This is a genomic window from Pseudoalteromonas sp. GB43 (genome assembly GCF_054923805.1).
In genome coordinates this window covers 474,201-497,925 of the sequence record NZ_JBPCHJ010000002.1, presented here as the reverse complement: position 1 = coordinate 497,925, position 23,725 = coordinate 474,201, and the positions used below count along the sequence as shown (strand labels likewise).

Annotated in this window: 22 protein-coding genes and 7 pseudogenes; 9 read left to right on the top strand and 20 right to left on the bottom strand. The window is 40.2% G+C overall.

Translation table 11 applies throughout. From position 1 onward, the window contains the following. Positions 1-15: 15 nt before the first annotated feature. From ACRWSG_RS19690 to ACRWSG_RS19680, 3 genes are all read right to left on the bottom strand, one after another. Positions 16-981 (bottom strand): MFS transporter, encoded by a 966-nt coding sequence (locus ACRWSG_RS19690; RefSeq protein ID WP_462167306.1) that lies wholly within the window; start codon positions 979-981, stop codon positions 16-18. Further along, on the bottom strand, positions 879-1,235 hold the full coding sequence (locus ACRWSG_RS19685; RefSeq protein WP_462167305.1) for a hypothetical protein: 357 nt from the start codon (positions 1,233-1,235) through the stop codon (positions 879-881). The genes ACRWSG_RS19690 and ACRWSG_RS19685 overlap by 103 nt, the downstream gene beginning before the upstream one ends. 134 nt (positions 1,236-1,369) lie before the next feature. Continuing rightward, entirely contained in the window at positions 1,370-3,868 is a 2,499-nt protein-coding gene (locus ACRWSG_RS19680) for a S8 family serine peptidase (RefSeq protein ID WP_194441301.1), read from the bottom strand. Positions 3,869-4,424: 556 nt separating this feature from the next. Here ACRWSG_RS19680 and ACRWSG_RS19675 point away from each other — a divergent pair. The 6 genes and pseudogenes from ACRWSG_RS19675 (at position 4,425) to ACRWSG_RS19650 (ending at position 7,556) form a co-directional block, all read left to right on the top strand. Then, positions 4,425-4,940 carry a hypothetical protein gene (locus tag ACRWSG_RS19675; protein WP_462167304.1) on the top strand — a complete coding sequence of 172 codons (516 nt, stop codon included), beginning with the start codon at positions 4,425-4,427 and terminating at the stop codon, positions 4,938-4,940. A gap of 50 nt (positions 4,941-4,990) precedes the next feature. Then, positions 4,991-5,407: pseudogene (locus ACRWSG_RS19670) on the top strand (curlin); the annotation flags it as partial. A gap of 237 nt (positions 5,408-5,644) precedes the next feature. After that, entirely contained in the window at positions 5,645-5,938 is a 294-nt protein-coding gene (locus tag ACRWSG_RS19665; RefSeq protein ID WP_462167303.1) for a hypothetical protein, read from the top strand. A gap of 36 nt (positions 5,939-5,974) precedes the next feature. After that, positions 5,975-6,367 (top strand): curli production assembly/transport protein CsgE, encoded by a 393-nt coding sequence (locus ACRWSG_RS19660; RefSeq protein WP_054554012.1) that lies wholly within the window; start codon positions 5,975-5,977, stop codon positions 6,365-6,367. Continuing rightward, positions 6,357-6,782, top strand: a complete 426-nt coding sequence (locus tag ACRWSG_RS19655) for a curli assembly protein CsgF (RefSeq protein ID WP_462167302.1) — start codon at positions 6,357-6,359, stop codon at positions 6,780-6,782. Before ACRWSG_RS19660 ends, ACRWSG_RS19655 begins: the two co-directional genes overlap by 11 nt. Further along, positions 6,782-7,556: pseudogene (locus ACRWSG_RS19650) on the top strand (CsgG/HfaB family protein). Before ACRWSG_RS19655 ends, ACRWSG_RS19650 begins: the two are co-directional and overlap by 1 nt. A 148-nt stretch (positions 7,557-7,704) precedes the next feature. On the opposite strand, the gene ACRWSG_RS19645 reads toward ACRWSG_RS19650, so the two are convergent. The 5 genes and pseudogenes from ACRWSG_RS19645 to ACRWSG_RS19625 all read right to left on the bottom strand — a co-directional run bounded on the left by ACRWSG_RS19645 (position 7,705) and on the right by ACRWSG_RS19625 (position 12,446). Continuing rightward, positions 7,705-8,403 (bottom strand): helix-turn-helix transcriptional regulator, encoded by a 699-nt coding sequence (locus ACRWSG_RS19645; protein ID WP_462167301.1) that lies wholly within the window; start codon positions 8,401-8,403, stop codon positions 7,705-7,707. Positions 8,404-8,566: 163 nt separating this feature from the next. Continuing rightward, positions 8,567-9,658 carry a trehalase family glycosidase gene (locus ACRWSG_RS19640; protein ID WP_462167299.1) on the bottom strand — a complete coding sequence of 364 codons (1,092 nt, stop codon included), beginning with the start codon at positions 9,656-9,658 and terminating at the stop codon, positions 8,567-8,569. Positions 9,659-9,689: 31 nt separating this feature from the next. Further along, positions 9,690-10,076, bottom strand: a complete 387-nt coding sequence (locus ACRWSG_RS19635; protein WP_462167298.1) for a trehalase family glycosidase — start codon at positions 10,074-10,076, stop codon at positions 9,690-9,692. A 2-nt stretch (positions 10,077-10,078) separates the two neighbouring features. Continuing rightward, positions 10,079-11,335, bottom strand: a complete 1,257-nt coding sequence (locus ACRWSG_RS19630) for an MFS transporter (RefSeq protein WP_054554017.1) — start codon at positions 11,333-11,335, stop codon at positions 10,079-10,081. A gap of 104 nt (positions 11,336-11,439) precedes the next feature. Continuing rightward, a pseudogene (locus ACRWSG_RS19625) lies at positions 11,440-12,446 on the bottom strand (LacI family DNA-binding transcriptional regulator). A gap of 256 nt (positions 12,447-12,702) precedes the next feature. On the opposite strand from ACRWSG_RS19625, the pseudogene ACRWSG_RS19620 reads away from it, so the two are divergent. Further along, positions 12,703-14,962 (top strand): annotated as a pseudogene (locus tag ACRWSG_RS19620) (TonB-dependent receptor). 71 nt (positions 14,963-15,033) lie between these two features. On the opposite strand, the gene ACRWSG_RS19615 reads toward ACRWSG_RS19620, so the two are convergent. The 3 genes and pseudogenes from ACRWSG_RS19615 to ACRWSG_RS19605 form a co-directional block, all read right to left on the bottom strand. Continuing rightward, entirely contained in the window at positions 15,034-15,516 is a 483-nt protein-coding gene (locus tag ACRWSG_RS19615) for a GDSL-type esterase/lipase family protein (RefSeq protein WP_462167297.1), read from the bottom strand. Between the two features lie 124 nt (positions 15,517-15,640). Then, positions 15,641-16,165 carry a DsrE family protein gene (locus ACRWSG_RS19610; protein ID WP_462167296.1) on the bottom strand — a complete coding sequence of 175 codons (525 nt, stop codon included), beginning with the start codon at positions 16,163-16,165 and terminating at the stop codon, positions 15,641-15,643. 47 nt (positions 16,166-16,212) lie between these two features. Further along, positions 16,213-16,678 (bottom strand): annotated as a pseudogene (locus tag ACRWSG_RS19605) (flavodoxin family protein). 76 nt (positions 16,679-16,754) lie between these two features. Here ACRWSG_RS19605 and ACRWSG_RS19600 point away from each other — a divergent pair. Continuing rightward, positions 16,755-16,917, top strand: a pseudogene (locus ACRWSG_RS19600) (MerR family DNA-binding transcriptional regulator); the annotation flags it as partial. 70 nt (positions 16,918-16,987) lie between these two features. On the opposite strand, the gene ACRWSG_RS19595 reads toward ACRWSG_RS19600, so the two are convergent. Continuing rightward, the gene (locus ACRWSG_RS19595; protein WP_462167295.1) at positions 16,988-17,695 is read right to left on the bottom strand and encodes an immunity 49 family protein; all 708 of its coding nucleotides are present in this window, start codon (positions 17,693-17,695) and stop codon (positions 16,988-16,990) included. 222 nt (positions 17,696-17,917) lie between these two features. On the opposite strand from ACRWSG_RS19595, the pseudogene ACRWSG_RS19590 reads away from it, so the two are divergent. After that, positions 17,918-18,869, top strand: a pseudogene (locus tag ACRWSG_RS19590) (IS30 family transposase). Positions 18,870-19,128: 259 nt separating this feature from the next. On the opposite strand, the gene ACRWSG_RS19585 reads toward ACRWSG_RS19590, so the two are convergent. From ACRWSG_RS19585 to ACRWSG_RS19550, 8 genes are all read right to left on the bottom strand, one after another. After that, positions 19,129-19,815, bottom strand: a complete 687-nt coding sequence (locus ACRWSG_RS19585) for a GAD-like domain-containing protein (protein ID WP_462167294.1) — start codon at positions 19,813-19,815, stop codon at positions 19,129-19,131. Positions 19,816-20,093: 278 nt separating this feature from the next. Then, entirely contained in the window at positions 20,094-20,543 is a 450-nt protein-coding gene (locus ACRWSG_RS19580; RefSeq protein ID WP_462167293.1) for a hypothetical protein, read from the bottom strand. Between the two features lie 76 nt (positions 20,544-20,619). After that, the gene (locus ACRWSG_RS19575; RefSeq protein WP_462167547.1) at positions 20,620-21,000 is read right to left on the bottom strand and encodes an immunity 49 family protein; all 381 of its coding nucleotides are present in this window, start codon (positions 20,998-21,000) and stop codon (positions 20,620-20,622) included. Further along, positions 21,000-21,140, bottom strand: a complete 141-nt coding sequence (locus ACRWSG_RS19570; protein ID WP_462167291.1) for an Imm49 family immunity protein — start codon at positions 21,138-21,140, stop codon at positions 21,000-21,002. The genes ACRWSG_RS19575 and ACRWSG_RS19570 overlap by 1 nt, the downstream gene beginning before the upstream one ends. Before the next feature lie 17 nt (positions 21,141-21,157). Continuing rightward, a complete protein-coding gene (locus ACRWSG_RS19565; RefSeq protein ID WP_462167289.1) occupies positions 21,158-21,466 on the bottom strand; it encodes a hypothetical protein in 309 nt (102 codons plus the stop codon). A gap of 164 nt (positions 21,467-21,630) precedes the next feature. Then, positions 21,631-21,987: a T6SS immunity protein Tdi1 domain-containing protein gene (locus tag ACRWSG_RS19560; RefSeq protein WP_462167287.1), complete on the bottom strand. Its 357-nt coding sequence runs from the start codon at positions 21,985-21,987 to the stop codon at positions 21,631-21,633. Further along, complete coding sequence (locus ACRWSG_RS19555; RefSeq protein WP_462167285.1) at positions 21,930-22,316, bottom strand: GAD-like domain-containing protein; 387 nt, start codon at positions 22,314-22,316, stop codon at positions 21,930-21,932. Before ACRWSG_RS19555 ends, ACRWSG_RS19560 begins: the two co-directional genes overlap by 58 nt. Beyond that, positions 22,313-23,407: a polymorphic toxin type 15 domain-containing protein gene (locus tag ACRWSG_RS19550; RefSeq protein ID WP_462167283.1), complete on the bottom strand. Its 1,095-nt coding sequence runs from the start codon at positions 23,405-23,407 to the stop codon at positions 22,313-22,315. Before ACRWSG_RS19550 ends, ACRWSG_RS19555 begins: the two co-directional genes overlap by 4 nt. Between the last annotated feature and the right edge of the window lie 318 nt (positions 23,408-23,725).

Genomic DNA, 23,725 nt, shown 5'->3' with positions numbered 1-23,725 from the left:
TGGGCTTTTTGCGTTTTATGTGTTCTTACCAACAGTAACAAAAGGGTGCTGTATTTGACTAAGTTGCTGCTCATTTCGTTTTACATAACTAAATAGTATTAAGCACCCAAGGGCCAAACTGGCTGCTAGCATTGAGCCAAGTGTTGCAAACCTAAAACTATAAAACTGTGCAACAACCCCAGTTGCCCCTGCCCCGCACATAACACCCAGTTTAATGGCGTTCGTGTAAAACGCTGAGGTAAACCCTATTCGTTCGGGGAGCTGATCTTGTAATACGGTTAAGCCAATGCCCGCAAAAATACCGTAAAACAGCCCATTCAATACTTGCAACGCGATCAAATGCCAAACTTGAGTGGCAAAAAACACTCCTAAATAAAATACAATGGCACAACAAAATGCCACCGCAAGCATCGCGACTTTACTGTATTTTTTAGCAAGCTTAGCCCCATACAGCATGATAGGAATTTCTAACAGCGCCACTACACCCATAAACAGCCCAGGCGTATGTTCAGCGAATCCTAGTTCAGTAATGCTATAAAGCGGCAGTGCCGATGAATACATAATATTGCCCGTTGAACCAAGCATAATAGCTAAGCCCAACAACCAAAATGATAAACTCGCTGCGGCTGCAGGCTCTCTGCCGTTTTGTGATTTCTTAGCGCTGTAGTCAGGAATAAACTTAAATGCAAAAATAAGAGCAACCAAGGCACACACCGCAGCAAAGTAAAACGAGCGGCTAAACTCGCCTCCAGCGGCTAACAAATAACCAAGTGGCGGACCGCCCACCCACGCAAAGGAAATAGCAGCACGTAAACGGGAATTAAAACTGGTGATGTCGATGTTCTGTTGACGCCCAGCCCATTGTCTTGCCACGGTCATCATTTGCGGAATTGCCGCATTACCCATTGCAAGAAACAACACGCCTGCGAGCAAGACTTGCCAAAATGCAGTAGCATTCGCAAAAACGCCACTAACGCACACACCATACCCGATACAGCCACCATAAATAACTTTCGCGCACTGGTGCCTTTATCAGCCATGCTACCTAGCCACTGACTGATAACTAACCCCATAATGGTGACCGCCACCACATAAACACCTAAGTACATAGGGGGTGCTCGCAGCCCTTCTACAATAAATAAGCTCATCAATGGGTTAACGAATGCCCCCATTAACCCGGTTAGCATACTTAGAAGAATAAAAATTACACCATGCTGTTTCAGCAATGCTTTCACTCACAACCCCACATCAATACGACAAGTCAACATTTAAAGGGCGCATATTATACATTGTTGTAGTAGAAAACTCATTTTGTAATACAAATAAAAAAGCCCAGCGGGGAAACTGGGCTTTGTCGTGTGGAACAATGTTAGTCGAAGGACACTGTTACTGGGTTAGAACAAGTCGTTTCAGTTACACATACTTGATACTCATAGCTTGGCAACTCAGCCTTACGCTGTACATCGCGGTAGAAACCACGATCAGCGACTGTTTCAATTAGTTCACCGTTACGATAAATGCTTACTTGATCGGCCACTGTTTGCCAACCTAAATCAACACGCATCGTACCTAATCGTGTTTTACTTGCACGTTTAACAGATAGCTCAATTTCGACATCAGATACCACAACCGTTTGTGTAAACGTATCTGTTTGACCTTCGCTATCGGTCGCAGTTAGCGTTACTTCATAGCTACCCGCTTGTGCGTAACTATGCATAGGGTCAGCATCTGTTGAAGAAGCACCGTCACCAAAGTCCCACGCCCAAGCAACAATATCATCGTTACTATCAGTGCTGGTGTTAGTGAAAGTGACATTTAAGCCTGATGTTTCAAATGCAAAGCCAGCTTGTGGTGGCTGCGGGCTTACTTCACCAATAGCGCTAAACGTCAGTGACCAGCTGTTTAAAGTACCCGTATCAGCTGACAGTACGTCTTTCACATTAAGTACCCAATCACCTGTCGCAACTTCACCATTAAAGTTTGCTAGCGAATAGCTTTGTACTAGGTCGTCGGCACCACCACCTGATTGGCTGTGTAGTGTAGCTGTTGTACCTTGCGGCGACGTTAATGTAACGATTAAATCACCAATGTAAGTATGAGCAATATCAATACTTGCATCCGTTGAGAAAACCGTCAGTTCATCTGCAACTGTAATGATTGAATCAACACCCGTGTCATTGTTATCTGGAATAGACACTGGTGTTTCATTTGAGTAAGTAAAGTCATTTAAGCCAACAGGGTTAACAAACAATGACGCACTGCTTTGTTTAGCTAGCTCGCCCGATGTTGCATCAACAACAAAACTATAGCTACCCCACGCTGTTGCCTCTTCTGTTGGTACAGTTAAAGTAACTACATCACCAGGAACCGCCTCAGTTTGCGATAGCGTTGCGCCCGCTAAGTCAGCTTGAAGTGCTAGGCTAACAACACCTTCCCACTGGGCGATTGAGCCAATTTCAAAGGTATAAGTTGCCGTTTCACCAGCAGTAATCTGCTGTGAACTTGGCGAAACCGAGATTTTGAAGCTTGGAGTCGGATCAGCTTGTTCTAGTGCCTGATTCACATTTAAACGATTGCCAGACACTGTTTTACCTTGCAGTGCTTCATTCTGGTCACCGCTATTCATTAGCAACTCTTTAAGTTCAAGCGCTGTTAAATCAGGATTAATCGATAGTACTAATGCTGCGGCACCCGCAACATGTGGTGTTGCCATTGAAGTACCCGAATAACTAGCATAACCATTGCCCGGTACCGTTGATAAAATAGCACTACCCGGTGCACCTAAATCAACACTGGTTAAACCCCATTGTGAAAAGCTAGACATGTTATCTCTGCTATCAGTGCTGGCAACAGATAATACGCTGTCGTGCTCGTAGTTTGACGGATAGTGAGGGTTTTGGTCATTATCAACCGCATCGTTACCCGCAGCAGCAACGAATAAGATATCAGCTTGTTCACTCGCTGTGATAGCATCCGCTAGAGCTTGGCTAAAGCCACCACCGCCCCAACTGTTATTTAGAACACGTAAATTTACGCCTTGATTCTTAAGATCAACCATGTAATCGATACATTTAATAGCGTCAGAAGTGGAACCGGTACCATCTGCACTTAAAAATTTACAACCTACAATCGATACTTCGTGGTTAACACCTACAATACCCGTGCTGTTATTACCTGACGCGCCAATTGTACCCGATACGTGAGTACCATGGCCTTGGTCATCCATTGGATCACCAGAGTCAGTGATAGCATTAATACCGTGAACGTCATCAACATAACCATTACCGTCGTTATCGATGCCATCTCCTGGAATTTCGCCTGGGTTGATCCATGCATTATCAGCTAAGTCTTCATGGCTGTAATCAACACCCGTGTCAATCACACCAACAACAACATCGCGACTACCTGTTGAGATAGACCATGCTTCAAGCGCATCGATGTCAGCATCATCTACACCACCTGTCTGACCTTCATTGTGTAACCCCCACAATGATGAAAAATCTGGATCATTAGGCGCACTTGCAATTGAGACTCGATAATCTGGTTCTACATATTCTATGGCAGCATGAGTTTGTAGACGCTTGATAGCTTCTTTTGTACTCATTCCTGCAATTTTAAACTTAGCTAAACGGCCAGATAAAATCGCTGAGTAATTATCATCAACACCATCTTTATTCATATCGCTGATTGTGGCTCTGACTAAGCTACGAGCATGAGCACGCATTGCTGCAGAAGTGCCCTTTTTATACATAACGAGTACAGAATCTTCACTTGCACCGACGAGAGTTGTTTTTGCTGGTGTGCTGATTTGCGCAGCACCTATACAAGGTAATAAGGCGAGGCTTAATACAGATAATTTAGTTTTCATATTTACTATCCATAATTAGTAATACTGACCGAATCAACATGATTCGACCACCAAAGCTCATTACTTCTGAAAATGATTATCACGCGGCATACCCCATAAATGGCGAATTGCAGATAACAGGCAAGGAAAAAAATTAAACAGGCAGCAAATCCATGCTTTTTTACCAATTTAGATTCTAAATTCAGATAAAAACCAGCCTTTTTCGTGACAAATGGAGCGTCAATTACCCGAGGTTATTTATCAAACTTTTTTACTGCTTTGTAATAATTCCTCATATCAAAACCTGATTAGATAATTATAAGATCATGAAAATAAAGAATTAATTAAAACCACAAAAACTGCTGATTTTATATTATTCCATATCTGTCTAAAGTGATTTTCTGTTAATTGCTTTATCTTTTCAGTGCATTTAACAATTTTGCTTCATTCACTTCTGATTGTTAGCGAACACTTGAATATCACGCAATTTAATCCGGCAAGGCATGCCGGTACATGGCCCTAAAAGCAAAAATAATATTTTAGAGCTTTGATTAATAATAATTTAAAGGAAATAATCATGAAGTTAAGAAAGTCTCTTCTTACCTGTGCAATCACCTTTGCACTCGGTTCAAGCTTTGCTGCTAACGCAAATACTGATGACAAAGCGCAGTCTAGCTCTGAGCTTGCTACTCAGGTAACAACTTTAGGTGTTAGCAACTCAATTATTCTAGATCAAGTATCTGTAACAGGTGTGGGTAATGAAGCAGTTATTACCCAGCAAGGCACTGGACAACGTGCAGAAACCGTCAGTATTGGTGACGGCAATATGGTTCAAGTTAACCAAGCACAAACATCTAACTTATCACTTATTTATAATACAGGTGATTTCAATGATGTTGCTCATACTCAGAATGGCACAATGAATGGCGCACTGTCTGAAACAGTAGGTAACGACAACGCTATTCGTGTTGAACAACAAGGTGCTGGCTTCTTTGGTATTAATAATGAAGCTATTAACACAGTTACAGGTGATGAAAATACAATTACTGTAACCCAAGGTGATGGGATAACTGGTTCTACAACTTCGATTTAGAAGGTAATAGCAACACAGTAAGCTCTGAGCAAGTTGGTTTATTAAATGAAGCTACATTTAATACTGTCATTGGTGATGACAACACGATTGAAGTAGCTCAAGAAGGCTTATTCAACGCCTTTACGTCAGATGAAATTGTCGGCAATGGCAACGACATTACAATTGACCAGACCGGTGCGTTTAACAGTGCAACATTAACTTCTGTTCGTGGTGATTACAACGAAGTTGAACTTGAGCAAGATGGCGACTCAAACACTGCGTTAATTGCTGAAGTTACAGGTAATGATAACGAAGTTAAATCAGACCAAGAAGGCAACAGCAATAGCTTTGAATCAGCGGTATTAATTGGTGACGGCAATACGTTACTTGTTAATCAAAAGCAAGATGGGAATACTGCAGGCTTAGATGCAATTGGCAATGATAACGAGCTAACGGCATTCCAAAATGGTAACGGCAATGATGTATACCTTGGTGCAATTGGCAATGATAATGAATTTGTTGCAAACCAAATTGGTGATTCAAACAGTGCACATATTGCTAACTTTAATGGCAACGATAATAACGTTGATATTGCACAAGCAGGTGATGAAAACACGGTACTGGTTCAGTCTTCTTATCCAGATACATCGCTATCTTCAAATGATAATGATATTGCGATTAACCAAGAAGGTAATCTAAATGAAGCCGCACTAACGTTTGCAAGTGTGCTTGATAGCAACAATAACCAGGTTGCTTTCACACAAGTTGGTGAACTAAATGCGATTGACCTTATCATGGAAGGAAGTAGCAATTCAGTTGATATTAGCCAAACTGGTTCTGAAAACTTTGTTGCAGGCATTGGTGAAGGCGCATTCTTGTTAGGTGGTGAAGGTAATTCACTGGTCGTTGTCCAAGAAGGTAATGCTAACCTTGTAGAAGGCTCAATGATTGGCTCTAACAGCACGGTCGTTATCACTCAGCTAGGTGATGGCAATATCGCGACTGTAACCCAAGAATAATCATATTTAGGGGGAGCCTTGCTCCCTCATTTCACTATGAAATTAAATAACTTTCTCCGCATATGTTGTATCTTGCTTGCAGCTCAAAGTGCTGCTAGTTATGGCGAAGATCTCGAAATTGATGGTTTAGTACTCGATAGAAGCATTAGCCGATTTGGCCATCAATTTTATTTTGAGTTTGCCAATCTTTGGCGTGACTTACCTTCAACAGCTGGCTTTAATATCGAAATAAAAGAAACGGTATTACCTCGAGCGGGTACTCGCCTTGTTTTAAGAATGAACAACCAAATTGTGTACGTTACCTACCTAGGGCGTCGTTTAGAGCCATTAGATGAGCGTGTTAAACAAGCCATGTATAGCGTAATGGATGCAATGGCGCGTAACAAAATGCAGCAATCATCACCTGATATGGCAAAAAATGGATGGTAAAATGAAATACTTAACAACACTAATAATAATACTCTGCCCCCTCTACAGTTGGGCAACTGAACTCGTTTATACCCCTATAAATCCAAGTTTTGGTGGCAGTCCACTCAATGGCAGCATGCTGCTTAATAAAGCGCAATCCCAGAATAAACATAAAGCGCCAACAATCGAACAAACTTATGGTGAAAAATTTCAAGACTCATTAGAGCGTACCTATTTAAATCGCATGGTTCGTGGAATCACCGATATGGCGTTTGGTGATGAAATCGACGACAGTATTTTTAACGGTGACTCTATCTTCATGACAGGTGATTATGAAATTCAAATCATTACCAGTACTAGCGATTCTATTACTGTAAGAATAACAAATACTTCTGATGGAACAATTACAGTTATTGAAGTACCGAGGTTTGGATAATGAGAAGTTTAATCTTAACCACACTAATCGTAATTTTGTCGGGTTGTTCATCAATGGGCAATTTAATTCCACCGACAAAGCAACTCGCAAGTACACTAGAGCCAACAGAAACCTTTAAGGCATTGCAAGCACTTCCACAACCAGTGGGCAGCATTCCTGTTTCTGTGTATTCATTTCGCGACCAAACTGGGCAATACAAACCTCAAGCTAATGTCAGTTCGTTTTCTACCGCAGTGACCCAAGGCGCAAACTCTATTTTAGTGCAAGCATTACATGAATCAGATTGGTTTATTCCGGTAGAACGTGAAGGTCTACAAAACATTTTGACTGAGCGCAAAATTATTCGTGCCGCGCAAGCCGAAAACGACAAACTGCCTGAACTGCCACCGCTTACGACTGCAAAAATAATCTTAGAAGGCGGTATCATCAGCTACGATACTAATATTAAAACGGGCGGTATTGGGATGGAATACTTCGGGATTGGCGCATCAGAGTTATACCGTGAGGATGCAATCTCAATTTATTTACGCGCTGTCGATGTTCGCACAAACGCAAGTTTTGCTATCCGTTGCGACAAGCAAAAAAGTGCTCAGTCAAGAAATGCGCGCAGGGTTCTTTCGCTATGTCAGTTACAAGCGTTTAGCTGAAGCAGAAGCCGGTTTTACCGACAACGAGCCTATGAGCATCTGCGTAACTCAAGCAATAGAAAAAGCATTAAGTGATCTTGTACTAAAAGGTATTAACAAAGGTATTTGGGCTGCAAAAGCGGTCTAATTGAATTGTGGCGCTGACATCACAGCGTCACACACTTAAAATGAACTGCCGACTTTCGTCACCAAGAACTACTACTAACCATGCTAGAGCTAAGCACTGGGTAAAATCACTCTCCTTTAAACGCAATACTTACACCTTTGGATTATAATCACTGTGTATTTTGTAAAGACAAACTCACTGCCATGTAGCTTTGTGCCCAGTTAGCTAGTTCTACGCGATTACGTGATGATGTTTTCTTAAATGCGCTGTAAAGATGGGTTTTAACCGTATGATCGCTGATGTTTAAACGCTCTGCGATATCTCGATTACTCGCGCCTTGTGCAAGTAGATGAATCACTGATTTCTCGCGTTTAGTTAGTAAGCTGAGATCAATATCGTTATTTACCGAATCATTACTGGCACTAAATTGACTACGAGACATAGCATAAAGCATGTGATTAAAGGTTGTAGAAATACTTTTACGACTAAAAAATAACTCACCATTGATCACTCTCACAAGCCCTGAAAAAATATCTTCAGGTGATTGCTCGGCAAAAAACACGCCTTTAATGCCATTTAAAAGTAGGTTCTTTTCACAGATGGCGTCAGCATCTGCATTAAAAATAACCACTGAGTTTTGCTTAGCAAGTTGTACTAATTCTGCTGGTAATAGGTCTTTCCAATCGGTGTTAGTGCTATCTATCAGATAAAGATCAAATTCGTCGCGCATCGCATCTTGGGGTAAGCTTGTATCTACTTTGACGCGGACAAAGAATGCATCAAGCATCTTGATTAAAAATTGATAGCTTTGACTACGGTTTTGCAGTTTTGGTTGTGCTTTTAGAAAAACAGAAGTTGGTTGAATCATCTCATTTCTTCCTTGAAACATTTTATTCACAATACCCAATTTGGATACATGATTCAACCATTTATAACCCTTTATTTTAGTAATTTACAACATCACCAATCCATTTGGATGATTAGGCGCGCGAGTTAACAAATTGTAAATGACCATACTCACATCTCCCCTTTTACAGTGAGTCATTGAGTAGTTTGTAAAAACGTGATGTTACGCCGTTCGTCCAACCAAACCCTTGTTGTACTGTGTATTCACCGCCACCAGCACGACTTACCAATTCACATACATTGTATTTTTCAAGAAGACACTTATCCTCAGCAAAACGCATTTCAATCATACTCAACCAATTTTTCATGACAGCTTCGGCTTCGCTGATAAAGCCATAGTCAAGCAAACCCTTAACAGCAAACCATTGCAGAGGTGCCCAGCCATTAGGGCTATCCCACTGCTGAGGAGTATTAGATAATGTTGTAACTAACCCTCCAGGTTTTAAAAAGTCACTCATTAGTTTAGTTTTTACTTGCTGAGCTTGCTGCTCAGATGCAGCACCGACAAATAAAGGTACAGCCATTGCCATAGAATCAATGGGACTTTGCTTATTTAAACGAATATTAAAGTCTCTATAAACGCCTTTATCATTGTCCCAACAATATTGATTAATTGCTTCTAGTCTAAATAATGCCAATTCAGCAATTGCTCGACTTTTATGCTCTTTGTTAATTAAGCTGTAAAACCTTTCTAAGGTCTTTTCGAGGTTATAAACTAAACAATTTAAATCAATGGGTACTATATTTGTTGTTTCAATACTCTTCAAATCACTTGGCTCACTGAGCCAGCGACTGCTGAAATCCCACCCTGATTCACAGGCAGCACGAATATTCTGAAAGTAACTCAACTGCTGATCAGCTGAAAGATTTTGCGCATCATGCAAATCTTCTTTCAACGACTCTGGTCGTGGCGAGCGGGCGCTATCCCAATATCGATTTAAAATAGCCCCATCAGACATTTTAACGACACGCTTAGTAGCTTGTTTATCGTCAACTAACTCTTCACACCCTTTCATCCAAAACTGATATTCAGCTTCTAATGCCGCTATCGCTTTTTCTAGCCAAGAAAAATCTTTGCGTTGCTCATATTTAGCCTCCCATAATAGCGTAACCATCAAAGCTAAAACGGGCGGCTGAGACCGAGAGCTGTAATAAACTCTATTTCCATTTGGAATGCAGCCATTGCGCTTTTGCAAGTCAATAAAATTATTAACCATGGCTTCAATGGTTGCCAGGTCGCCTATGTCCTCAAACGCCTAATGCTGTAAAGTAACTATCCCAGTAGTAAATTTCTTGAAAACGTCCACCAGGAACAATGTAGTCAAACTGTAGAGGCATCAAAGAGCTTGATAAATCACTATCGGCACTGCGATGCAGGTGCGGCCATAGATCGAGTATATACTGGTTTACCGATGTCGTATTGAGTTTCGCCATTGGTATAGCTTGGTTGGCGAATGAAAAGTGCGACATAACAAACTCACGAAGCTTTTCACCTTGCAAAGGACCTACTAATTGGTATAACTCACTCGCACTCTGCCAAGATAAATTGGGGACTGCATCTGCAAATGTTTTAGAATCAGCAAAAATTTCTGCCATTTGCACATCTTTAAATAGCTGGCTATTAACAAAGTTCATAATCATTCCTTAATTGCCTGACGTGTCAGACCATTTTCTAAAACAAGCGTCGCTTTTTTAAACGCCGAAACACTTACTAACAACAGGACTATTGGCAGCAAAGTTAAATAAAAGGCGTGCTGGCCACTAAACTTATCGAACACAAAGCCCGTAATTATTGAACCCGTGGTGCCCCCTAAAGCCGAGAAAACAACGATTAAGCCAGTCATCGCAGCATGTTTATGCTTTTCTAAAGAACTCAGCATGACTGAGTTGAGTAAAGGGTAAATAGGTGCCATAAAAAAACCGACTAGAGGCAACATATATGCCGCAAAAGGCACATCAAAAATATTTTTTACTTGGCTGCCATCAACATCATGAGTAAGAGGTAAAACAAGTAAAATCAACAGCCCCATTGTAATCAGGCAAGTCAATAACATCTTGAACCAACTAATAAACCTAAGTACTTGCCCAGCAACCAAACGGCCAAGCGCTAACGCTGCAGCAAATAAACTAGCGAGCTGAATACTGACATCAACGGGGAGTTTTAAAACTTGATTGTTAAAGGTAGGCAGCCAGGTACCCACTCCTTGTTCAATTAAAACGTATAAAAAAGCACTAACTACAAAAATAAGCACTAAGGGTTGGTATGTTAATTTCAGCATATCTAAGAAAGCGTCTACTTGTGACTGTTTCTGGTTATGTAACTCAGGAGATTTAATAGGCGCTGTTAAAACAGTAAAGGTAGTCACTAAGACGATCGCTGCTAGCATGTAATATACATTCAACCATTCATTACTTTGGGGGTTATTAGCATCGATGAATAATGCAAAGATCCAGTAACCCGATAACACCCCAAGCATAAACACCCCTTCAATAGTGTTTAGCAAAGACGAATGTTTGTTCGCGTTATCAGAAAGTTGACCAATAATTGAGTAAACAGAAATTTTCACTACAGCGAAGCTACAACCAATTGCAGCAAATAATGCTTTTAGCACCCAAAATTCAGCAATGCTTGGTACCAATAAACAAAGAGCCGACACTAACAATAATGCACAGAGCATCGCGATTTTGTAGCCGATTCTTGGAATGAATGAAGCGACTAAAAAAGACATAATGGCAATGCTCAAATCCTTAAATCCCTCTAAAACAGAGGCATCCGTCTTGCTAACATCCAAGCTATTAATTGCTTGTAAAATAACAGTGCCTACACTATTGAGCATAATTGCAAATACAAAATAGCTGCTTGCTAACGCTATGGTAATTCTTAATGAAGCCATTTAACTATACCGAAAGTAATTTTTACTCAGTCTAGTTGAGTGGAATTTCTTTTGCAAACGTTTGCAATAACAAAATACACAATTTATTCACAAAAAACCGAACTCTATTTGCTAGATTGTCGATTTATCATTTCAATTTCAACAACTTGGGAGTTAACTTTTTGGCCTGCGAGTTGTGCAAGTAGTTTTTCAACCAAAATAATAGAGGCGCGCTGGGTATTTTGCTTAATAGTTGAAAGTGATGGATGACTAATATCAGCCATAGAAATGTCATCAAATCCGATAAGACCAACATCATTTGGTATACTGATGTAGCGTTCTTTAAGGGCCTTCATAGCGCCAAGAGCGACCATATCACTGCATGCCATAATCCCATCGAAACAAAGCCCCTTATCTACCAGTAACTGATTTATACCCTGATAGGCAGCTTTACTCGTGATATCGATAGACAGTACATTTGGCGTGGCTTTTGCCTTTGAAACTGCATCTAAGTAGCCTCTGTAGCGTTCACCAATTTCAGCGTGAGCAGGATCGCCCAAAAACAACACATTTTTTGCACCGTGCTCAAGTAAGCGTTCAGTGGCTAAACGAACATCCCAAGTAATTATCACTACCAACTATAGGGTAATTACTTTCTGTTTTTGGATCTCCCCAAACAACCAATGGAACACCCGCATTTGCAGCTGCCTCAATATTCGCCTGGCTTTTACCTTGTCCGACAACAATCAAACCATCAGCCCGACGGCTGTTGATGAAATAATTGACCCAATCATCACTTGCCATAAATGAGTTAGAAAGTAACAGTTCGAGGCCATGCTTATTCAGTGCAAGGTTAATTTCGCCAACAAGTTTCAGTAAAAAAGGGTCATTAATTGATTGTTCTGTGTCACCATCAAGATTGATCATCACAGCAATCACATTGGTTTTTTGCGTTCGAAGACGGCTTGCAGCAGTATTCAGACTAAAGTTGTGTTTCTTCGCTAAACGCTGAAGCTTCTGCCTAGTTTCTAGTTTAATCAAAGGGTTATCATTAAGTGCTCTTGACACTGTCGAGGTAGATACACCTGCTAATTTAGCAAGAATCAACTAATTTTAATTTTTTATCGTTCATGGCAGTAACACAGTAATCCTTAAACTGGGATAACAATATAGCATTTTTTTAAACAAACAACTGCTTAAAATTTTTTATTAAAAATCAATAACAAAACCAAGTTAACTGGAAGAAACCAAGAAAATTGTGAAAAACAGTTACAAAATTGTTTGCAAACGTTTGCATAAACTTCTATGGTTTAAATAGGCAAAGCATTAACAATTTTTTAAAATCTTGTTATGCAGTGTACTTAACAACAGATTAGTGGGAAAAAACTATGGCAACAAAACACACACGAACTGCAATTGCATCCGCAATTCTTTTAGCAATGTCAGGCCAAACTGCTTTTGCTGAAGAGCAGACACAACAGGCAGCAGAAGAAAAAGTAGAACGCATTATTGTATCTGGTACACCAGGTGGTGTAGGTGTTCGCAAAATTGACGCCGGTTATGCCGTGACGAATATTGATGCTGACCAAATTGTTAAACTTTCACCTAAAAGCACCGCGGACTTGTTTAAAGCTGTACCTGGTGTTTGGGTAGAAAGCTCTGGTGGTGAATCAGGCGCGAACGTATTTGTACGTGGCTTTCCGGGTGGTGGTGATGCACCATTTTTAACAATTAGCATTGATGGCTCTCCTATCTACCCTGCTCCGACGCTCTCATTTTTAGAAAACTCTTCTATTTTCCGTCTTGATGAAACAATTGAGACAATGGAAGCACTTCGCGGTGGCCCTAACCCAGTTGTTTCAAACGGTCAGCCCGGTTTAACAACAAACTTCCGCTTAAAGCGCGGTAGCGAAGATACCGAAGCTATTTTTAAGTACACAACATCTGATTATGACCTACAACGTATTGATGCGATGGTAAGTGGTGAAATTTCTGAAGATTTTTACTACATGGTAGGTGGTTACGTTAAGAGTTCACCTGGTATTCGTGACGCAGGTTTTACCTCAGAAAAAGGCAATCAATTTACGATTAACCTTACAAAGGTGCTAGACAATGGCACCATCAACTTATACAGCCGTCATACCGATGATCACGGTGCGTGGTACTTACCTACGCCTTTAAATGTTGAAGGTATTGATGCTGGCTACACACAACTTGGCACTCTAAATCGTCAAGCAACTATATATACTGGCCCTAACAATGATGAACATCAAATTGACTTAGGTGAAGGGCGCGGTTGGAAAGGTCATGTGTCTGGCGGTAGCATCAAGCTTGAATTTGATAATGGCTGGCAGTTTGTAGATCGCTTTAACTTTACTAAAGGTGATGCAAATACCTACGGCCTTGTTCCAGCAGGCTCTGCAACAACATTGGGTGAAGTAGCAACTAATGGTGAAACCGCAGCAGGTGCAGCAACAGGCACTGTTTATGATGCAGATACACCAGTACAACAACTTGGTCGTTGGGTTGTATTAAAAGAAATTAGTTCATTCACTAATGATCTTGCCTTTTCTAAAGACTTTGGTGACCTGTCTGCCGCATTCGGTTATTACACAGCAAGCACATCTGCAAACGACTGGTGGAGCTTAGGAAACGCTGCTTATCATGTACTTGAAGCAGGCGGTGAGATGTTAAATGACATTGAGTGTAATGCAAGTACTGAAGGTTGTGCATGGAACTACGATATTAACTCGACAGGTGATGCACGCACCAATGCGTTTTACTCAACAGCTCAGTATAAAATCAATGATGCATTCACACTTGATGCAGGTATTCGTTTTGAAAATCACGAAGTAGAATACACTGTAGATGAAGGCCTAGATGGTGTTATTACTAAATCTATCCAGTACGATGAAAGCAAAACATCATGGACAACAGGTATTAACTACTCAATTAATGATGATATGGGTGTATTTGCACGTGTTAACCGTGGTTATAAAATGCCTTATTTCGATGATTTTCGTGATAACTACGGCGCTTACCAAGGCGGCGAAAAGTTAATCAAAGAAGTGACACAGGCTGAATTCGGTTACAAGCTTTTGACCGATAGTACTGATTTTTATGCCACTTTATTCACGAATGAAGTAAAAGGTGACACTTTTGTTCGTCGTCCAGGCGCCCCTGCTGAAATTTTAACAAATGAAGCATACGGTATTGAGCTTGATTATAACTATAACCACGAATCTGGTTTCTCAGTTAACTTAAACTCAACACTGCAAGAAACTGAGAATCACAGAAAGCCCGACCAACGAAGGCAACGAAAGCCAACGTCAGCCAAAATGGCAAGTACGTGTTACACCGAGCTATGACTTTGAAGTCAGCGGCATGTATGCAACTCTATACGGCACAATTTCAGCAGTTGATGATCGTTGGGGCGACAACGAAAATACTGTTACATTAGAAGGCTATGAAAAAGTTGACCTAGGTTTAATTGTTGAGCCTATGGAAGGTATTAAAATACAGTTAGCTATTGATAACTTAACTGATGAACAAGGCATTACCGAAGGTGATCCTCGTAATGCTGATGCACCAAATGGCCGTTATATTATGCCTCGCACCACGCGTTTAAGCGTAAGTTATGAGTTTTAAACTCTCCTAAAATCCCTTGGTTGTAAGTCAATCAATACCCAAGCCACAGTGTTTTACAACCTGTGGCTTTTTTATTTGACTATTAAGCGCAACACGTGATCTGCTATAGACTTATGCGATTCAAAGGTTAAATGCACCCCCTCTTGCAGGCAAGGAGTGGCTAAAGAAGTTGAATCTAGAAACAAAGCCTGCTGCTTCGCACACACTTCAGAAAAAGCTAGCTTTAGCTCACCACATTTAGCATTCGCTCCTGCATAAATAGATTTATACGCGCCAACCTCATACACCGCTGGCGGGCTCAAAATTATTATTTTGGGTAATTCACGGTGCCGATAATAGTTTTTTATATCTAAAATAAGTGCTTCTAGTGCGTTGGCAATATCAACAACCGACAGCGCAAAACGGCGCTTTAAATCATTCGTGCCGAGCTGAATAACAATCACATCTAAATGATAAGCCGCTAGGTAAGGCTCTAGGTATTTAATGCCCAGTTTATCACCACTAAAAGGTGGGTCGTTCACCAGTGTACGATTGGGCTGGCCAGCTTCAATCACTTGGTAGCCGGCACCTAATTTAATACCCAGTAAACTAAACGCCAGCGCTCATCGGCTGCAAAGCGTTTACCATCGACGGGCGAAATACCATAGGTGTTTGAATCACCAAAACATAAGATATTCATTAGAATGGATTCAGTGTGTAACCTTGCTGCTGCAACTGAGCATGCGCGGTCATTGCCGATAACGCCATTTGCACACCAGGAATAAGCTGTTGCTGTTTTACCTTCATGTGCGTTGCAGACTGTCCACACACATAAACAACGGTATTATGCGCTAACAATTGAGTGATCAATTGCTGATTTTTATTGTCACTGGCAAAGCGCTGTTTATAAAAACTGTTTTCCAGTACATCAACACTTGCGCCACCATGCACAACTAAAGCAAGTTGAATGTTCTCAGGCTTCACACCATGGGCTATATGCATATTAATAAACCGTGCTAATGAGTTCATTTTGTTATTCTGCGCCCCTTTTTCTGCCGCATCAGCTACATCAAATGCCACTTTGAAAACCGTTTGATCAGAGATTGGTGCATGGTTTGACACATCATAATAAAAACCAAAACCTTTGATAGCAGGCTCAGCTTGCTCTGCATAACTAAACGAAGATAATAAGGCTAAAGATAAACCTAACAGTGTTGATTTCATAAAAGTTCCTGTTGTTTTTTACTCTAGCCTACCTTGTTTAAACCCGTTTAACTAGCATCAATATGTTGGTGCGCTTTAAAGGTCATGCCTAAGTAATTAAAGGTGTTTTTAAACATCTCGATAAACGCGTTAGGTGCCTGAGCAGCTCCTGCATTTGAGAGCAATGAAAACTGCTTTTCACGCAGTGTTCTCAGTTTTGAACCTGAGAGTTTCATCATCCATGTAATCAGTGATCCGGTCTAAAAATGCTTTAAACTGCGGTGTGGTGTTATACCAATACACTGGCGATGCCAGTACCCAGTGTTGATAATTCAACAGCGCTTCAAATACCGCATAAAAATCATCATTTTTATATTGCTTATCGTAGCAATAAGGCGAGATAACATAGTCATCTAGACATACCAGATCACCGCCATATTGGGCTTTATAATCATTAACTTGTAAGCTTGTGTTACCCGTTTTTCGTGCACTTGAATAAATAATTACCGTATTTGTTGTTGTTTTTTGTTGCATGACTATCACTCCTTTTTTATGATGTGTGCAGCGTAAAACCTCAAGCTAACTTTAGGTCAACACCTTGGAGCAAATTATGTCAGATAAAAAACTTATTGATGCAAACCTAGCGGTTGGCTTTGTGGCAAAACGCAGTGGTGTAAAAGTTTCGACCTTGCATTTTTATGAGTCAAAAGGGCATTCGCAGCTGGCGTAAAAAGCTGCGCAAACCAACTACGGTTAAATGTAGTCAAACACTCATCATTTGAAATGCGTGCTTGTTTGTTTTTAGGTTTTTAAGTCGTTACTTTTAAAGCTTATAAGTGAATATTAAAAATAGGTTCCTTCGATTAAAAAGCGAGGTAGTGAATCACTTTCAACCGTTACTGTATTACCCATATCTCGCCACATACATGCCATGCCCAACAGTTGAAGAGGTAAAAATGATTCAACCGGGACAGTGTCTGGATCACTTGCATTTATCCAATATTTTTCTTGTAGCTGAACATTTTTTGCAAGCGTTTCATTGAAGTCGAACCCAATGTCGGTGGTAAGTGCTGCAAACGTTTCTAAATACCCCATTGCTATGCCCAGTGCCCAATCGTTACCTTGATCTACTGCCATTTTCATACACTGGTTGAGTAACGATGGATAATTATCTTGCCTGTGATGGAAAGCTTGAAATACTTCGACTAACTTATATGAGACAGGCCCTGCTTTTGTGGCACTTTGTTTCATAATTTCAACGGGGAAGCTTGATAAGCTATCCATACTTTCGAAATCACGCGTGATCACCGCTAAAAAATAGGCATCAAGCCACTCTTCTGGTTCCGCATAACCTGCTTCGAGCATACCTTTACCGTTCCAAGTCACTTCAGGTAAATCGAATATCTTAAACGTAATGTCTTGCTCTGGATGCTCTGCGAGCTTCAAAAAAGCCGCGTACATTTTAGATGCATAGCGTAAACCTGATGCAGACTCTTTTTCTATTTCATTGGTTTGGACTTCCCAAGTAAGCCAACGAGAAAGAGATATCATATCTTTTGATATTGCTAATAAATTGTCTCTTCTAATTTCAACATCTTCGCTTATTTCCTCAAACGCTTGATTTAATCTCTTTAAACGTCTTTTGAGAGGTATTTTTTCAAACTTAGGCCCGAATTCAGATAATAAGTGCACCACTCATGGTTAAACGGTGAGAAGGAATCAACTGCCTGTTGGTGGTACTCTATCGTCGCCAAACAAACAGAAGCATTTACCATGAGTTACAAGCAGTTGATCGCAGGACAAAGATACCAGATAGAAGCCTACTTACGCGAGGGCTTTAGTTATCGTGAGATAGGCAAACGCCTGAAAGTCAGTCATAGCACCATTAGCCGAGAAATCAGACGAAATAGGATCCGGGAAAATCACTATCTACCCGAAGTCGCCCAGGCAAAGACACTCAAAAGGCGCGTTCAAGCCGCAAAGTCGTGTCTATCTAAGCTGACCATCACCTTTGTTGAGTTCGGATTAAAACAAAAGTGGAGTCCCGAGCAAATTGCAGGCGTGAAACCGGATTATTGGGCTTTCAGTGAGTCATGCATGGATTTACGGTTATGTGCAACGGGATAAATTGAGTGGCGGCAAGTTGTTTAGGCACTTACGACAAGGCCATCGACGATATCGCAAAGGTCGTCGTGCGAAGCGTGTCATTATCCCGAACCGAGTGGGCATTGAGCACCGCCCAGCGATTGTTGACAAGAAAAGACGGTTCGGTGACTGGGAAGCTGATACCGTACTGGGTAAGCATGGAACGGGTGCCATAGTCAGCCTAGTTGAACGCCAAAGCAAGCTTTATTTAATACGTAAAGTGCCAGCAAAGAGCGCGGCAGACGTAAGCAGAGCCATGATAGGCATGCTGTGGCGATATCGCCGTCATGTGCATACGATAACCGCTGATAATGGCAGCGAGTTCTGTGACCACGAGCTAGTTGCAGATAAGCTCAACACTGATATTTATTTTGCGAATCCGTATTCCTCATGGGAGCGCGGATTGAATGAAAACTTCAACGGTTTACTGCGCCAGTACATACGCAAAGGCACGGATTTAAGAACGGTAACGGATAAGCAGGTGGCCGATATAGAACGTGCGCTAAACGCCAGACCTAGAAAGTGCCTAGGTTACAAACAGCCTGTCGTTGTGTTTAACGAATTACGCAATGCGGCCTAATTTAGCGAGTGGTGCACTTCGGGGTTGAATTCGCGAGTTTGTAAATTCTTTCAATTTTCATTTGTCATCCTATTAATTCCCTTTAATCAATATCAAATTCTGAAATTTTAACTTCACTAACAGAAGAGTTATTATTTGTTATAGGGCCCCAATATATAAATATTTAATGTCATTAGCACTCGATGAAATAGCTTGTTTAATTCACCAAGGTGATACTCAATTTAATATTACTTAGTTGAAATGATTAATCGCTACAGCGTTACTTCTTATGTAGTTCATTAGACATAGCGACAATATCAGCCATTATGCGTTTCTCGCCCAATTCAACTAGAAAATTCAAATGCTCAATCGCTTTTACTTTCTGCAAATTTTCAAGCTTATTTACACCACCAAGAGCCAACGCAGGAACGAATGCATACATTTCATCAGCTTCTAACATGCCAAGTTTATTAAGTGCTTGCTCAAACAAAGGCTTTTCGTTAATGTCTTGTTGCTCTAATGCATCCTTTCGCATAATAGCAAAAAATAAATCTACCGTTAAATCTTCTCCATCCTCATTTAAGTCCGAAGTGCCATCAGTAGGGAAAATCATACCAAAACTTGGATTAATGGTAATACTTTGACCAGATGTCTTCCCCCAAACAATGAGCTTTCCAAAAGAGCTTCGACCTATCACATAATAATTATCAATACCGGCTTTTTCTCGTTCTGCAAACTCAGTATCTTCAAGCCAAGTTTGTAAAATATCATGGTAATCTTCTGGATTTACTAGCCAGAGAATGCCATCACCCCAGCCACAAAAACCATATTCTTGCCAGTATTCCAACAAACGCTCAGGAAGTTTGCCTTTAAAAAAATCAAGTGTCTCTTGTGTTGGCATTGTCGCTTTTATCGCGGGACCAAATCCCTTGAAGTTGTAAAAGTTATCGAAAAATTTATTCATCATTCAGTCGCTCTATTTCATCTGCCAATTCTTGACCCCATGAAAAATCAATATTGAATTCACCTGTTGGCTTTAGATTAAATACAGCACGATTTCACTTGTTCGAATCATTTTCATTCCTCGCATACAGCCCATAAAAATTACTCTTATCTCCATAATTAACCTTCAAGTTAAACCTTTAAATTTACGGTATCTATCTCGTAAACAACCTTGTGCTCAACTACGAACTTGTAAGGTTTTTTACGTATTCTTATAGCAGCTAGCATCAATCCAGCCGCTGGCTATTTCTCCACCTTTAAGCGGTGACACTCAAGTGGAGAAAAATCTGTATTTTCAATCTTAATTAAACAATTCATATTAACTACATTCTGACTCAACAAAGAGAGTTCTAAGTCAAATGTCAGAGTTTGTGAATTAACATTCAGATTGTAAATATCTAAAAATGTTAACTTTTTAAAATCATGTGTCACTTTTAACTCTTCATCATACACGTTACAAATATTCTTTCGTTTGATAAGCGCATTACTACCCGCTTCTAAAATCTCTAGTCTTAAACAAGGGAACTCGCTATCAGGATGAAACTTAAGCCAACGAAACAAATTGTCATTGACCCTTTCTACATTCATCTCAATAACATCAAGGCTAACATACGTTTTGTCATCATCACTTAAAGCGTCAGTACAAGAAAAAGTAAAAATCAAACAAATGCTAATAATCAATTGTTTCATCATACACCTAAGTATTTATTTAATACGTGCCTAGTTTTTAGGTTTTTAAGTCGTTACTTTTAAAGCTTATAAGTGAATATTAAAAATAGGTTCCTTCGATTAAAAAGAGAGGTAGTGAATCACTTTCAACCGTTACAGTATTACCCATATCTCGCCACATACATGCCATGCCCAACAGTTGAAGAGGTAAAAATGATTCAACCGGGACAGTGTCTGGACCACTTGCATTTATCCAATATTTTTCTTGTAGCTGAACATTTTTTGCAAGCGTTTCATTGAAGTCAAACCCAATGTCGGTGGTGAGTGCTGCAAACGTTTCTAAATACCCCATTGCTATGCCTAATGCCCAATCGTTACCTTGATCTACTGCCATTTTCATACACTGGTTGAGTAACGATGGATAATTATCTTGCCTGTGATGGAAAGCTTGAAATACTTCGACTAACTTATATGAAACAATTATGCTTTTGTGGCACTTTGTTTCATAATTTCAACGGGGAAGTTCGCTAAGCTATCCATACTTTCAGAATCGCGCGTGATCACAGCTAAAAAATAGGCATCAAGCCACTCCTCGGGGTTTGCATAACCCGCTTCGAGCATACCTCTACCGTTCCAAGTCACTGCAGGTAAATCGAAAATCTAAACGTAAAGTCTTGCTCGGGATACTCTGCGAGCTTCAAAAAAGCCGCGTACATTTTAGATGCATAGCGTAAACCTGATGCAGACTCTTTTTCTATTTCATTGGTTTGGACTTCCCAAGTGAGCCAACGTGAAAAACTAATATATAAATTTGAAAAGCTTAACAAATTATCTCTTCGCTTTATTATATTTGTAGGAATTTTTTTCATTCTTCTCTTTGGAGATTCTAGCCATTCGTCAAGAGGTATACTTTCAAACTTAGATTTGTAAATTCTTTCTATTTTCATTTGTTACCCTGTTAATTCCCTTTAATCAATATCAAATTCTGAAATTTTAACTTCACTAACAGAAAAGTTATTATTTGTTATAGGGTCTCAATATATAAATATTTAATTCACCGAGGTATACCCAATTTAATATTACTTAGTTGAAATGATTAACCGCTACTGCGTTACTTCTTATGTAGTTCATTAGACATAGCGACAATATCAGCCATTATGCGTTTCTCGCCCAATTCAGCTAGAAAATTCAAATGCTCAATCGCTTTTACTTTCTGCAAATTTTCAAGCTTATTTACACCACCAAGAGCCAACGCAGGAACGAACGCATACATTTCATCGGCTTCTAATGGGCCTAGGTTTTTTAGTGCATGCTCAAACAAAGGTTTTTCGTTAATGTCTTTTTGATCTAAGGGAGCTTTACTCATAGTGGCGAAAAACAAATCTATGGTTAACTCTTCTTCATCCTCAACTAAGTCTTCTGTACTATCAGTTGGAAATAGCATCCCGAAATTTGAATTAATATCCAAACTTTGCCCCGATGCTCTCCCCAAACAACTAAATCCCCAAAAGCACCACGACCAATTACATAATATTTATCAATTCCATTGTTTTCACGCTTAGCGAATTCGGTGTCTTCAAGCCAAGTTTGTAAAATTTCATGGTAACCTTGGGGGTTAACTAGCCAGAAAATACCATCACCCCAGCCACTAAAACCATACTGTTGCCAGTACTCCAACAAACGGTCAGGAAGTTTGCCTTTAAAAAAGTCAAGCGTCTCCTTACTTGGCATTGTCGTTTTTATCGCAGGGCCAAATCCCGCATAATCATAAAAGTCTTCAAAATATTCGTTCATCATTTACACCTGTGTAAATCTACATTCATCTTAGCGTCTGGTCCTAGTTCTTCTAATGCTTTTTTTGCCTGTGTATCCATAGCCTCAACTCGGCTTGAAATTAATTTATTTCCAGCATCATCTTTACCATTGTTCTTCCACTGTGAACCAATTGACTTGTTGACGCTCGCATCACCCAAGTCCACTACGTTATCATAACCTCCGGCAATCATGTCAGGGTTATGCAGCGCGTTAAGCGTTTTCATGTCTCGTTTTGCTAAAAAATTAGCCCTACTTTCTAGCTCTTCCCCTCTTAACCTATCAGTTTTTCTTAACTCTTTCTTATACTTATTAAATAACTTTGATTCAAAGTTGTCTCTTGCTTTTTGCTGTGCAGAACCAGTCCCTTTTCGACCGATTTTATTGTATGCCTCACGATTATCTAAGTACTCTTTAACCGTCATATCATTTATGCCATCTTGCTGGCCTTTCAATTGACGATCATACTCAGCATCTGTGCCTTTTTTATTCTTTTTGAAACAGGCAACTTTATGTAAATCCATTTCTCTAGCCGCTTTTTTAGCAGCTTGAGTTAGGGTTGTTTGTGCAGCATCTGCAATGTCGTCTAACTTTTTAACCGCAGGCTCGAGTGCTTTATCTGCCACTTTACCTGGTATAAGTGCAATACCCGCAGTCGCAACCCCAGCAGCTGTTACGCCTGTATCTACCATTTGGCTTATTGCCTCGGCAGCATCTGCAAGCCCTTCAACGAACCATTCAACTGGTGTAATAGCAACAGGGGTTATTGCATCAGCCATAGGGTCGTTATTATCATACGCAGGCACTTCAATTGTTTTAGTTTCTTTACAACTAAGTCCAAACGGATCTACCCAATTCACTGGATTCGGCGCATATTGGTAATGGTTTATGCCACCCACTAAGCCTATCGGGTCTTGGTTTATAAAGCGTTGTTGTTTGGGGCTGTAATAACGGTAGCGGTTGTAATGTAGGCCGCTTTCTTCATCAAAATATTGCCCTTGAAAACGTATTGGCTGAGTGAAGCTGTTTTCTTTATTAAAGTCAGCATTAGCTTCTGGTTCTTCATAGCCGTACACATCGGCGTGGTTTTGCCATACAACCTCTGCGTTTTTATTAGTTACAAAACGTGGGGTGTTAAGTTGGTCTAGGTGGTAGTAATACAGTTCACCTTGTTTAATCAGTGCGATTGGGTAGGTTGATGAACCAAGTTTAACGCTTCATCATACACGTTACATATATTCTTTCGTTTGATAAGCGCATTACTACCCGCTTCTAAAATCTCTAGTCTTAAACAAGGGAACTCGCTATCAGGATGAAATTTAAGCCAACGAAACAAATTGTCATTGACCCTTTCTACATTCATCTCAATAACATCAAGGCTGACATACGTTTTG